Genomic DNA, 12,679 nt, shown 5'->3' with positions numbered 1-12,679 from the left:
AAATTGAATCAGCATGATAGACTGATGTTAGCAAGCTAATCGAATTTTTTACCCCCATAGCTACCGACTACACAATCATGATATTTAACCTCCCCGAGTGCGCCGCTGGGAGGGCACTGCTTACGCGAGTGCCATTACCGAAGAGACTTAGGCATTTCGCAATAATATTAGCTAATCACGACTTGCCTACAGCACTACACTCTATTTAATTAATGCTCATTACGCCTTAAGCCAAGGCACTACACCAAGCCAGCGTCACTGCATAGCGAATGGATACACTCCAATATACGTTGATGCCCATCATCAGGCAGTCGATAGCGTGGCACGCTGACGCTGATAGCCCCTTCAACGCGACCATCGGCGCCGCGAACTGCCTGACCGAAGCAGATAATGCCTAGTTCATTTTCCTGGTCATCGATTGCGTAACCACGTTCTCGCGTCAGCGTGAGTTCATTGCGTAACGCCTCAAGCGTCGTGCAGGTGCGATGTGTGACAGGCTCTAAGGTCAATTGAGCCAGATACTGCTCACGGGTTGCCTCGTCGAGGGCGGCGAGATAAGCCTTACCTACCGAAGTAGAATGCATTGGCACTGGCATGCCGATATACGAAGCCATGCGCACCGCTTCGGGCGATTCCACCTTATCAACGAAAGTCATATGACAGCCAAATGGTACGCCCAAGTGCACCGTTTCACCGGTCTGCTTACCAATGGCGCGTAAAGTGGCCCGAGCGCGTTCCTGCAAGCTGCTCCGCGCCAGCGATTGATGAGTGAGACGCAGCAACTCGCGACCCAGTACGTACTCTCCACCTAAAGGGTTACGTTCGACAAACCGCTCCTGTTCGAGCGTGTTCAGCAACCGGTAGACCGTAGGCCGGGGCATTCCCAGGCGTGCCTGGATGTTACGGATGGTCGCGTCAACGCCAAGCTCAGCTATCACTTGCAGCAAGCGCAGTCCTTTGGTCACCGCGGCGGCACCCTGGACGTTGGGCCGCGGCACTCGCTCTTCGTCGTCAGCCGTCATTAATCGCCTCTTCAAATAATACGAATGTCTAACCAGTAATCCGTCACGGTCAATTGACGCATCTCGCCCTGGCTCTTACCTTAAAAACATATTGTCCATATTATGATCTTTATGTCCACATTGTGGACGGAGGGAATATGCCGGTTCAAGCTGATGATCATCAGCGGATGCCTTACCAATATCCGCAACCCGCTGAGGCCGCTCTAGAAATTGTCGAGCCGCACGCCCTTCCCCAGGATGAACGTATCTGGGTGCCGCAAGCGGAAAACGTTGATTTCCGTCCGCTGTGTCTGAACGTGTCCCAGGGCTACTGGGTCAACCTACTGCGTGTTCGCAAGTCTGGCGTGCTCAGCCGCCACCGTCACCCCAACCCGGTGCATGGCATGGTGCTCAAAGGCAAATGGCGGTATCTCGAACATGACTGGGTGGCTACCGAGGGTAGCTATGTCTACGAGCCTCCAGGTGAGACCCACACCCTGGTCGTCGACGAGGATGTCGAGGAAATGATCACGCTCTTTCAGGTCAACGGTGTCATGTATTACGTTGACCCATGGGGCAAGCACCTCGGGTTCGAAGATGTCTTCACCAAGGTCGACATGTGCCGCAAGCACTATGAAAGCTGCGGGCTTGGCCGTGACTATGTCGACCGGTTCATTCGCTAAAGCGAGATGTTCCCTTAAAAACCCAACGCATGAATTAAGGCCCTAATGCCAACAACAAAAACACGACAGGAGCACCCTCATGATATTCAACAAAACCCCGCTAGCCGTAACCATCAGCCTGGCCGCCTTCGCCTTATCCATCGGCACTGCCCAAGCCGACTACCCCGAAAAACCGATTGAACTGATCGTCCCCTGGTCAGCGGGCGGCGGCACCGATGCAGTGGCCCGCCAATTGGCCAACGGGTTGCAGGAAGAGCTTGGTCAAACGGTCAATGTGGTCAACCGCACCGGCGGCGCCGGCGTGGTGGGTCACACGGTAATGGCCAACGCCGAGCCGGATGGCTATACCCTTGGCCTGGTGACCGCCGAGATCACCACCTATCGACACATTGGCAGCTCTCAAATCTCGTATGAGGATCTGTCGCCGATTGCGTTGATCAATCTCGACGCCGCGGCATTTAACGTCAGCGCCGAATCAGACTGGGAAGATCTAGACAGTGCCCTTCAAGACATTGAAGCCAATCCCAACGAATACACTGTCTCAGGCTCTGCGCCAGGTGCCGCCTATCACCTAGCATTCGCGGGTTTTCTGAACCAGCAGGGTATTGATCCCAACACCGTTTCACTCGTCCCGAGCGAAGGCGCTGCCCCGGGCCTCCAGGAACTCGCCGCCGGTGGCGTGGATTTCGTGTTCTCCTCGCTGCCTGAGGCTGAATCCATGCGCGACGCGAAGCGCGTGAGAACGCTTGCTGTGTTCGCCAACGAGCGTCTTGATGCTTTCCCTGACATCCCCACTGCTGAAGAAGTCACTGGCGATGAGTGGGCGGCAGGTACTTGGCGTGGCTTGATCGGCCCCGCAGGACTGCCCGATGATGTGGTCGATACTCTGGCCGAGGCCGCAGAAGCCGTCTATGAATCTGACCAATTCCAGGAGTTCATGACCAATCAGGGCTTCGGCATGCAGTGGGAAGGCCCGGAAGGCTTTCGCAACTTCATGGCTGAAGCCGACGAAAACAACGGCGAGATAATCAATAAGTTGGGCCTGGCAGAATAACACCATGCGCATCAACGACCTCTTGCTGGGGCTGGTAATGGCGCTGCTTGGCGCCGTTACTATATGGGCCTCCAAGGATTTCCCGCCGTTAGCGCGCCAGCCCTACGGGGCCGGCACTTTTCCCACCATCATCGGCACCTTTCTGGTTGGGCTTGGCCTGCTACTGTCTCTGCGTGGCTGGCAGCAGCGTGGAGCACTGTTCATTTGGCAGGGGCAGGTGACGCTGTCGCGCACCTTGACATGCCTGCTCGCTGTTATCGCCGCCGTTGCTGGTTACGTGTTGCTAACACCGCTGCTCGGCTTCCCGCTGGTAGCGCCCTTAATGCTCGCATTATTGATTGGCTGGTTGTCTGACGGCCGCTGGGGGATGGCCGTTATCGTCGCCATTGTGGCAAGTGCGGTGGTATGGAGTGTTTTCGCCCTGTTGCTGCACGTGCCGCTTGATCTGGGCATTCTCGAAGAGGTGATCTACTAATGGCGGAACTACAAGCAGCGTTAGGCATGGTGTTCGCCTGGGATGTCCTCGCGGTGATCCTCGGCGCTTCGCTATTCGGCCTGCTGATCGGCGCCATTCCTGGCCTGACTGCGACCATGGCCACCGCCTTACTCGTCCCGGTAACCTTTTTCATGGAGCCGCTCCCGGCGATCAGCGCTATCGTGGCCGCCACGGCGATGGCCATCGTAGCCGGCGACATCCCCGGTGCCTTACTACGCATCCCCGGCACCCCCGCCTCGGCGGCTTATACCGAAGAAGCCTACCTGATGGGCCGTCAGGGCAAGATCGGCCAGGCGCTCGGCGTCAACTTGGCGTGTTCGGTCGTTGGCGGGCTCATCGGGGTGGCAATTCTGGCGTTTTTCGCTCCACTGGTCGCCGACTTCGCTCTTCGCTTTACCAGCGACGAGTACTTCTGGCTGGCACTGCTCGGGCTTTCCTGCGCCGTACTGGTATCCGGCGCGGACCCGCTTAAAGGTGCAATTTCAATGCTCATCGGCCTGTTAATCGCCATGGTGGGCATGGACTCAGTTTCAGGCCAGATCCGTTTTACCTTCGGTATCTCTGATCTGCTCAGCGGCATCTCAATTCTACCAGTATTGATAGGCCTGTTTGCCGTCGCCGAGCTACTGCGGCGCATGCCCGAAATTGGCCACACCCACTTTCCACCGCCCCCACCAGTGGAGAAGCCTTTTAGCGGTGTGGGCGGCCTGATGTGGCAATACAAGGCAGGGATCGCACGCAGTGGCGTACTCGGCACGCTGATCGGCGCACTGCCCGGTGCGGGTGCCGATATCGCTTCTTGGATCAGCTACGCCTTGTCGCGCAAGCTCTCGCGCACGCCCGAGAAGTATGGCACCGGGCATCCCGAAGGGCTGGTCGCGGCCAGCTCGGCGAATAATGCAGCACTCTCGGGTGCCTACATTCCCGCCCTGGTGTTCGGCATCCCAGGCGACACTATCACCGCCATTATTATCGGTGTACTGATGATGAAAGGCATTACGCCAGGGCCAGACGTTTTCACTTCCAGCGCCACCTTGGTCAACGCCATTTTCATCGTGTTTATCCTGGCTAACCTGCTGTTGTTACCTCTTGGCCTGCTCGCTATACGCGGCGCGCGCCATATCCTTGCGGTGCCCTCCAGCGTGCTTTACCCGCTGATTTTGCTGTTTTGTATCGTAGGCGCCTTCGCTGCCAACAACAGCCTGCTGGATGTCTGGCTGATGCTTGGGCTGGGCCTGCTGGCCTATTTTCTGGTGGAGAACGACTTCCCTATCGGCCCCATGATCCTGGCAGTGATTCTCGGCCCGGTAGTGGAGAGCAACTTTATGCGCTCAATGATCAAAGCCAATGGCGAACTGCTAGTGCTCTTCGAACGCCCCATCGCCGCCATGTTGGGTGGGCTCGCATTGCTGGTGTGGCTGGCCATTATCGTCTCCAGCGTTCGCTCGGCCTGGCAGACACGTGCGTCAGCTACCTCAGCTTAACCGACCCATTTTGCGACCTACCCCCCTTTTCACGTTCTAAAAAGGAGCGATATGAACACTGTTATCGTTATTGGCGGGACTACCGGCATTGGTCGGGCGATCGCGCTGGCGTTTGCCGCCCAGGGTGACGAAGTCCACGTCACCGGCATCGAGCCTAAGAGCGAACAGCAAGCCGAAGACGTAACCGACCGACACCAACTCGATGTGCGTGACCCGGCCCAGGTTGAGCGCTTCTTCGCGGCGTTCCCAACATTGGATGTGCTGGTGAACTGCGCTGGCGTCATCCAGCGTGACGGCAAGGAGTTCACACCCAAAGGCTTTTCTGAGGTCATCGACATCAACCTCAATGGTACACAGCGCTGTTGTCATGCCGCGCATGCAGCCCTCAAGGCAGCGGGTGGCTGCATTATCAACACCGCCTCTATGCTGTCGTTTTTTGGCAGCGGCCATGCCCCGGCCTACTCTGCTTCCAAGGGCGGCGTGGCCCAACTCACACGGTCGTTGGCGATCGCCTGGGCCAGCGATGGTATTCGCGTCAATGCCCTTGCGCCAGGTTGGATTGCCACCGACTTGACGGCAGCACTCACCCAGAACAGCGAACGCTCGGCGGAACTCGTCGGACGCACGCCCATGGGCCGCTGGGGCAAACCCGACGACCTCGCTGGGCCAGCGCTGTTCTTGGCTTCACCGGGCGCAAACTTTATAACGGGCGTACTATTACCGGTAGACGGTGGCTATTCGTCACGTTGAGCGCAAATATCGAACACACAGGAGTACATGGTATGGATCTTGGAATAGCGGGACGCTGGGCCGTGGTATGCGCAGCGAGCAAAGGGTTGGGTCGAGGCTGCGCCGAAGCGCTGGCCAAAGAAGGCGTCAACCTGGCCATTAATTCACGCAATGCCGAGGTGCTCGAAAAGACCGCCGACGCGTTGCGGGCCCTTAATCCAGCCATCGAAGTTCGCCCTGTGGCTGGGGATATCGGGCGCGAGGAGGTACGCGAGGCGCTGCTGGCCGCCTGCCCACAGATCGATATTCTGATCAACAATAACGGCGGGCCGCCGCCGGGTGATTTTCGCGACTGGAGTCGGGAGGCGTGGATACAGGCCGTGGATGCCAACATGATCACGCCTATTGAGCTGATCAAGGCCACGGTAGACCGTATGGCCGCCAACGGCTTTGGACGTGTGGTCAATATTACCTCGGGCGCGGTAAAAGCACCCATCGACATTCTCGGGTTATCCAACGGAGCGCGCAGTGGGCTAACCGGCTTCGTCGCGGGTCTTGCTCGCCAACCGCAACTCGCCTCGCACAACGTCACGATCAACAACCTACTGCCCGGCTCCTTTGATACCGACCGCCTGCGCGGCAACTTCAAGAAGGTCGCCGAGAAGAATCAGCAAGATATCGAGCAGGTACGTGAGCAGCGTGCCCAAGGGGTTCCTGCGCGGAGATTCGGCACCGCCGAGGAGTTTGGTGCCTTTTGTGCCTTTATGTGCAGCGAGCATGCAGGCTATCTAACAGGGCAGAACATCCTGCTCGATGGCGGTGCCTACCCTGGAACCTTCTAATCGATAGAGGCGCGATTAACCGTTAGGCAGCGTAATCTCTACCCTCCCCGAGTTAACCGCTGGGCGGGCGCTGCACAGCAGAATCTCCCCCTCTGGCGCGGATATGCCATTGGGGTAGGTCACCTCCCCCCGCACCAGCGTGCAGGCGCACTCGCCACATCTGCCACTGCGGCACCCATAGGCAGGCTGTAACCCCGCTTTTTCGGCGGTTTCCAGCAGGCTTTCGCCCGGCTGCCAGTGGGCGACTACGCTTGAATTGGCAAAGCTAACTTCTACCGCTTGTTCTGCGACGGGCACAGCGTATGTTTGGGTCAGCGCCGAGGGGCCGAACGCTTCTGTGTGTATTTGCCCCGATGAGAGTCCGAGCTCCAGCGCCTCCTGGTGGTAGCGCTCTACAAAGGCGGCGGGGCCGCATAGGTACAGCTGTACTTCTGACAGCACCTGATCGGTAAACACCTGCCCCAGTGAAACCCGGCCTGCCATCCATCCATTGAGGGCAGTTGTAGTTCTGGTGACATGCCGCTGCAAACGCAGCCCTCGCGCCTCAAGGTCGAGTAGTTCTTCACCGAAAGGCGCCTCGGCCACATCGCGCACGCTCTGTACTAACGTTACCAGGCCACGGCCTGCGCCAGTCAATTCATGGGCCAGGCTCAATATGGGCGTAATACCGATACCGCCTCCCAGCAGCACCCAATGGGCACGCCCTGAGCCGCTAGCCTCTGCCGTGAATGACCCCATTGGCATACTCACAGCTAGTTCAGTACCCACCTGAAGCGCGCTGTGTACGTAGTGCGAGCCCTCACCATCGGCCTTCACACTGATGCGATAATCGGCCTGCTGGCTGTTACCCGAAAGCGTATAGCTGCGTACCAACGCCGTGCCATCCAGGCGCGGCACGTGTAGCGTAATAAACTGGCCCGCTTCAAAGGGCCCCAGCGCCTTGTCTTGTCGGACACTCTTTAAATAGAAAGAGCAGATCTCAGGTGTCTCCTGCACCACGGCGGCCACCTGAACACACTGTTGAATGGAAGGCGCAAGCGCCTGCCAGGGCCCATGGGGCGCCGCCTCAACGGCTACTGCACTGGCATGGCTACGCCAGCGCAAGGCCCTTGGTCGCCAAACGATATGCCGTGGGGTAAGGCACCAGTAGCGTTCAGCGCCAGGATAACGCGCCCCAGCGGTCTCCTCGTCCACCAGCCGCGCTTCCCCGGTCAGATGCAGCACATTCCCGCTGGCAAAGTCCGGTATCACCAAGGCCGCGCGCCCGCTGGCCAGCACGTTACCTAAGGTGTTGAAGAATCGATTGCCTGCAAAATCAGGCAGAATCAGATCACTTCCCTGACGCCGAATGAACCCCGGTTGCCCTCCGCGATGAGAGGCATCCACCTGGACGCCCTGGTCGGTATGCGCGTAACTACCCACGAAGGAGGTGATCGCCCGGTCGATATGCGCCAGCACCGGCTCTGGCAACTGATCGAGGATCGCGTCACGCTTGATTAGCACGGGGCCCGGCTGGGGCTGCACCGGCCTCATCGCCGACCAGTCGTGAATGTATTGGGGGCAGTTACCGAAGGCGTGAGTCACTTCCAACTGCCATTGGCTTGCTGAGCCCCGCAATACACCGTTGACCCTGTTACGACGGCGCGTGTGTAGCTCAATGCCCAATAGGCCAATGCTGGTGCCGCTGTTAAGTAGCGGTGCAAGAGGGTCATCCACAGGCGGCGTTAATGCTAAATCGAGCCGTGACTCGTCCGGCGCATGAACAAAGCCCGGCGCACCCTCCAGCAGCGTGACCCAAGGCCAGCCGTCATGATCCACCGCTGCTGCCGCCACAAAGGGCAACTGGGGAAAGAAGTGCTGCAGCTGTGGCGTTAGAAAGGGACGCATCACCTTGCGGCCCACCTCCGCCATTTGTTTTTCCACGCCGACCACGCGCTGCAAGGCAAGCTCGCCTTCATGCCATGGGCTGCTGGTGACGTCGTTATTCACCCTCGACTCCTCGCGAGCAGTTCGCCCGCACCGATTTGAAATGCTGCACCGGCTGGCCTAGCGCACCAGCCCCACCTTGGTCACCTTCATGGGTACAAACCCTTCCAGCGCCTCGATACGCTGCAGCCAGGTGCGGATATGCGGGTAGGGTTCCAGCGAGACATTCCCTTCAGGCGCATGGGCGATGTAGCTGTAGAGCGAAATCTCCGCCAGCGTGGCGTGTTCACCCGCCAGGAAGGGCTGATGCGCCAAGTGGGCATCAACAATCGCGAACAGATCATGGGCATCAGCAATCAGCGGCTCAGGATCGAACGAGGCATTAAAGACCGTGACCAAGCGCGCCTTCATCGCCGAGTTCGCCAAAGGCCCTGCCGCCACGGACAGCCAGCGTTGCACTTGGGCTTGAATCAACGGGTCGTCCGGTAGCCAGCGACCAGCACCCTGCCCAGCACCATAGCGGCGTTCCAGATAGACCAAAATGGCATTGGAATCCGCCAGGATAACCCCTTGGTCATCGAGCACCGGCACCTGCGCGAAGGCGTTCAGGTTCAGGAAAGGCGACGCTTTGTGTTCGCCCGCGGCAAGATCGACATCGATAAAAGTGGCAGGCAAACCGAGCAGCGAAAGCATCAGCTCGATACGATGGCAGTGGCCGGAAAGAGCGTGGCGGTAAACCTTGATAGCGTGTGGCATGTAATTATCTCCTTGAGTGAGCGCCTCGATAGATGAACGTCACAGGTGTTAAGCGACATCACCCATCCTGCGCCAAATCAAGGAGTGCAAGAATAGCGATACTGAACAATACAAAATTGCGCTGAATGAAATAATCAGCCGACCAACTGCGTTCGCAACCAGGGTGTTGCCAGTTCCAGGAAGGCCATAACGCTGGCAGGCGCCCGGATGCCAAGGGTATAGGTGAGCGCCAGAGGGTGTCCCGCAGGCCAAAGGGGTTCAGCAACGGGTTCAAGCAGCCCCTGCTCGCAGGCGCGACGCGCCTGCAGTTGGTAGCAACACACGACACCCGCACCTCCAATGGCAGCCCGCAGCGCAGCAGCACTGGTACTGATGGCAAGCCTGGGCTCAAAACGGAGCGGGTAGTCTTCAGACAAGCGCCAGACAGGCGCCTGTCCTTCACTGGAGCAGTGAATAAGTGCATGACGGGCCAAGCCTTGCAGGCTACCGGGGCGCCCGGTCTTGTCCAAGTAACGGGGGCTAGCAAACAGACCAACGCGCAAATCACCCAGGGGCCTGGCATAAGCGGAGGCAGGCAGCGGCCCACGCATCAGACGTAGGTGCGCCGGTGCATCGCTTTCTATACGGATGGGATATTCATCAGCCAGCAGGCAGATCTTCAGCGCAGGATGCTGCTCTTGCAGCCGCAACACTAACGGCACCAGCAGTGGCTCCATCAACGCCTGGGGCGCCTGCAAACGTAGCGTGCCGTTGAGCTCGCGGTGCTCCTGGCGCGCACTGGTGTCGGCGTCGGAGACTGCGTGGATCAGCGTATCGGCGTAGGCGCGCAATCGCTCGCCCGCCGCCGTTAACGTGCTGCCTCTGGCAGAGCTAGTGACCAAAGCAACCCCCAGATGCTGCTCCTGAGCACGCAGCAGACGGTGGAGCTTCGCCGCCGACTGGCTGCACGCTTCAGCCGCGGCTTGCACGCTGCCGTGCCTGGCAACGGCGGAAAGCGCCTTTAAGGCCTCAAAGCGTAGCGGTGATTCAGGAGAGAGTGCCATAGTTAACTGCGGTAGGCGAGCGCCGGGTCGGCACGTAGCCGCTCGGCAAGAAAATCAACGAAGGTACGCACACTGGCGGCACGCCCACGGCCCGCTGTCACCCAGATATTGATGGGAATGGCCACTGGTTCGAAACGCGTTAACACGCGCCGTACTCGACCTTCGGCTTCACTGGCAGCCACCTGGTAAGACAGCAGCCGAGTAAGCCCGGCACCTGCCTCGACCGCCGTTAACGCCGCATGAATAGCGCTGATGCGCAGCCGTGGCGAGGGCGTTACTTCAATGCGTTTGCCCTCCTCCTCGAACCACCAGTGGCCGCTCAAGTTGCCGCCTTCGGCCACCACGGTAGGCAATGCTTCCAGTTCTTGCGGGTGCGTTGGCTCATTGTGCTCGGCCAGCCACGCGGGGCTTGCACAAACTACCTGCCGCACCTCACCGACTGGCACGGTCAAGTGCTGACAATCCTGGGGCACATGGCCGATGCGCACCGCCACATCGATGCCCTCCTCCTGCAGGTTGACCGGTCGATCGATCAGTTCAGCGCGCACCTGCACGTCAGGGTATTGCTCCAGATAATCGACGATCTGCGGGGTAACGAAGTACTCGCCGAACAGCACCGGCGCGGTCACCTGCAACAGGCCACGTGGGGTAAGGTAACTGCCGGTCGCAGCGGCCTCGGCCTCCGCAAGCTGAGCAAGCACCTGCTGGGCATCCTCCAGATACCGGCGCCCCGCCTCCGTCACGCGCACCTGCCTTGTGGTGCGCTGTAACAAGGCAACGCCCAAGCGCGCCTCAAGCGCTGCCACCGCCCGGGTAACCCGAGGCGGCGACAACGCAAGCTGCCGTGCGGCGTCCGCAAAGCTCTCCAGTTGCGCCACCGCTGCAAACACGCGCATCTCTTCGAATCTATCCAAGGCAGCTCCAGAGTCAGGGGAGTAATCACCATTAATACAAAGCAATGGAGCACTGAGTTTCATTGCCCGTAAATTACAATCACGTCTTAACAGAGGACGTCCCAATCGCTTGCTCTAAACGTCGCCTTACTTCGTATAGCGAGGTTTGATATTCCAGGCGCGTGGGTTGTTCACCCAGGATAATGCGGCGCCCTTGAACGAGAGGATCAACAGGCCGGTCATCCACTCTCACTTCATAATGCAAGTTGGGGCCAGTTGCGACGCCGGAGGCACCTACTTCACCTAGGGTTTCTCCAGCATTGACCAAGCTCCCGACTACAAGGTGTGGGGAAAAGCGGCTTAGGTGCGTATAACGGCTGATAGCCCCCGTATCGTGTTCTACTTCCATCACGCGACCATAACCGCCTTGGCGGCCGATGAAGGAAATGCGTCCAGGTGCGGTGGTTATTACCGGTGTGCCATAAGGAGCGGCAAGGTCAATGCCATTATGAGGACGAACGCCGCCATACACCGGATGCCGCCGATTTCCAAAGCGAGAAGTCAGCCGTGCGCCAAGAACCGGCAGTTGCAAAGTGTCTAAAAGCGTTTCGTTCTTGAAGAGCATCACGCGGCCTTTTTTAGCTACCGGCCATACCACCTCTAGTCGTTCTGCCTGATTAGACAATCCCGCATAACTTAGACGCGGAGGCCCCACGCGGGAGCCATCCTGGTGTCGATCTTCTTCCCACAATAACTGGATACGCTCACTACCTGAAAATTCAAGAGGCGTCTCCATGAACTCGCCCAGCAACGTTTCCAGCTTGGTAACGAAACGTGCGGGAACCCCCTCCGCTGACAAGGCATCATAAAGCGAGGTTTCAACAATCACATCACGCCCAAAGGTCAAGGTATCGAGGCGAGGCTGAGTCGTGGAGCGCCCTTGTTCGGTAGCTGCTTGCAACCCGTTTAATGTCGGGTCTGACGGCGAGAGTAAGAGGTGCTCTCGCCAACCGCCCTCGACCAGCGCGGGGCTTAAACTCATAAGCCCTATCAGCAACCAGCGCTGATTCATTGGGCTTTTGCTTCTTCAGATATCTCCTCGATTTCACTCTTTACGACATCAATCAGCTCCTGCATACCAAAGGGTTCTAGCAGCTCACCGTTGACAAAAAAGGTTGGCGTCTGGCGAATCTGATTCGTTTTGACGTCTGCCATGTCTTGGTCAATCACCGCTTGCACCTCAGCTGAGTTGAGTTGCTCCTCAGCGGCAGCTCGGTCAAGACCGGCTTGGCTGGCAATCTCCAAGATAGCTGATTCATCGAAACGGCCATGAGATGCCCATTGATCCTGACGAGAGAGCAGAGCTTCGAGTACCGGTTCGAATACGTCCTGGTGTCGAGCGACTTCCAGCACGCGTATGGCCGTATCAGAAACCTCACCGTGGAAAGGGGTGTAGCGCACGATTAGCTGCACTTGCTCAGGATAGGTCTCCAGAATACTTTTGGTGAGAGGATAGAAAGCACGGCAGGCTTCGCAGGCCGGGTCGAAAAATTCCACAATGGTGACAGGTGCCCCTTTCGGCCCCAGGATCGGTGAGTGTGAACGCACCAAGGAGCTCTCGGCCTGTCCAGCATCCTCACTCGCCGCCTCAGCTTGCATGCCCAACAGTGCAGGTTTCGATACCACCACGATGGCAGCTGTCAGCATCAACGTACCCGCAAGCATAAAAGTCGCTTTTTTGAACATTTTTCTCTCTCGATTTCAGTGATTAT

General features: G+C 58.4%; 13 protein-coding genes. 6 read left to right on the top strand and 7 right to left on the bottom strand.

Annotated features, from left to right (window positions below):
* Nucleotides 1–239: 239 nt before the first annotated feature.
* Nucleotides 240–1,022, bottom strand: coding sequence for an IclR family transcriptional regulator (locus HZS52_RS06815; RefSeq protein ID WP_022521403.1), 783 nt, complete (start codon nt 1,020–1,022; stop codon nt 240–242).
* Between the two features lie 137 nt (nt 1,023–1,159).
* Here HZS52_RS06815 and HZS52_RS06810 point away from each other — a divergent pair, with 137 nt between their 5' ends.
* From HZS52_RS06810 to HZS52_RS06785, 6 genes are all read left to right on the top strand, one after another.
* Nucleotides 1,160–1,684 carry a 2,4'-dihydroxyacetophenone dioxygenase family protein gene (locus HZS52_RS06810; protein ID WP_138800699.1) on the top strand — a complete coding sequence of 175 codons (525 nt, stop codon included), beginning with the start codon at nt 1,160–1,162 and terminating at the stop codon, nt 1,682–1,684.
* Between the two features lie 79 nt (nt 1,685–1,763).
* Nucleotides 1,764–2,738: a Bug family tripartite tricarboxylate transporter substrate binding protein gene (locus HZS52_RS06805; protein WP_022521401.1), complete on the top strand. Its 975-nt coding sequence runs from the start codon at nt 1,764–1,766 to the stop codon at nt 2,736–2,738.
* A gap of 4 nt (nt 2,739–2,742) precedes the next feature.
* The gene (locus tag HZS52_RS06800) at nt 2,743–3,213 is read left to right on the top strand and encodes a tripartite tricarboxylate transporter TctB family protein (protein WP_022521400.1); all 471 of its coding nucleotides are present in this window, start codon (nt 2,743–2,745) and stop codon (nt 3,211–3,213) included.
* A complete protein-coding gene (locus HZS52_RS06795; protein WP_138800700.1) occupies nt 3,213–4,718 on the top strand; it encodes a tripartite tricarboxylate transporter permease in 1,506 nt (501 codons plus the stop codon). Before HZS52_RS06800 ends, HZS52_RS06795 begins: the two co-directional genes overlap by 1 nt.
* Nucleotides 4,719–4,769: 51 nt before the next feature.
* The gene (locus tag HZS52_RS06790) at nt 4,770–5,468 is read left to right on the top strand and encodes an SDR family NAD(P)-dependent oxidoreductase (RefSeq protein ID WP_022521398.1); all 699 of its coding nucleotides are present in this window, start codon (nt 4,770–4,772) and stop codon (nt 5,466–5,468) included.
* A gap of 32 nt (nt 5,469–5,500) precedes the next feature.
* On the top strand, nt 5,501–6,289 hold the full coding sequence (locus HZS52_RS06785) for an SDR family oxidoreductase (protein ID WP_190374390.1): 789 nt from the start codon (nt 5,501–5,503) through the stop codon (nt 6,287–6,289).
* A gap of 15 nt (nt 6,290–6,304) precedes the next feature.
* Here the strand turns inward: HZS52_RS06785 and HZS52_RS06780 are convergent, their stop codons facing one another.
* The 6 genes from HZS52_RS06780 to HZS52_RS06755 form a co-directional block, all read right to left on the bottom strand.
* Nucleotides 6,305–8,278 carry a 2Fe-2S iron-sulfur cluster-binding protein gene (locus tag HZS52_RS06780; protein WP_190374389.1) on the bottom strand — a complete coding sequence of 658 codons (1,974 nt, stop codon included), beginning with the start codon at nt 8,276–8,278 and terminating at the stop codon, nt 6,305–6,307.
* A gap of 57 nt (nt 8,279–8,335) precedes the next feature.
* Nucleotides 8,336–8,971, bottom strand: coding sequence for a glutathione S-transferase family protein (locus HZS52_RS06775; RefSeq protein WP_190374388.1), 636 nt, complete (start codon nt 8,969–8,971; stop codon nt 8,336–8,338).
* Between the two features lie 134 nt (nt 8,972–9,105).
* Nucleotides 9,106–10,014: a LysR family transcriptional regulator gene (locus HZS52_RS06770; protein ID WP_190374387.1), complete on the bottom strand. Its 909-nt coding sequence runs from the start codon at nt 10,012–10,014 to the stop codon at nt 9,106–9,108.
* A gap of 2 nt (nt 10,015–10,016) precedes the next feature.
* Nucleotides 10,017–10,928 (bottom strand): LysR family transcriptional regulator, encoded by a 912-nt coding sequence (locus HZS52_RS06765; RefSeq protein ID WP_053856945.1) that lies wholly within the window; start codon nt 10,926–10,928, stop codon nt 10,017–10,019.
* 79 nt (nt 10,929–11,007) lie between these two features.
* Nucleotides 11,008–11,979, bottom strand: coding sequence for a M23 family metallopeptidase (locus tag HZS52_RS06760; RefSeq protein ID WP_190374386.1), 972 nt, complete (start codon nt 11,977–11,979; stop codon nt 11,008–11,010).
* On the bottom strand, nt 11,976–12,653 hold the full coding sequence (locus tag HZS52_RS06755) for a DsbA family protein (RefSeq protein ID WP_190374385.1): 678 nt from the start codon (nt 12,651–12,653) through the stop codon (nt 11,976–11,978). Before HZS52_RS06755 ends, HZS52_RS06760 begins: the two co-directional genes overlap by 4 nt.
* Nucleotides 12,654–12,679: the final 26 nt, after the last annotated feature.

It is taken from the genome of Vreelandella titanicae (genome assembly GCF_014697095.1).
GTDB classification, from domain to species: Bacteria; Pseudomonadota; Gammaproteobacteria; order Pseudomonadales; family Halomonadaceae; genus Vreelandella; species Vreelandella titanicae.
This window is presented reverse-complemented; position numbering and strand designations above follow the sequence as displayed.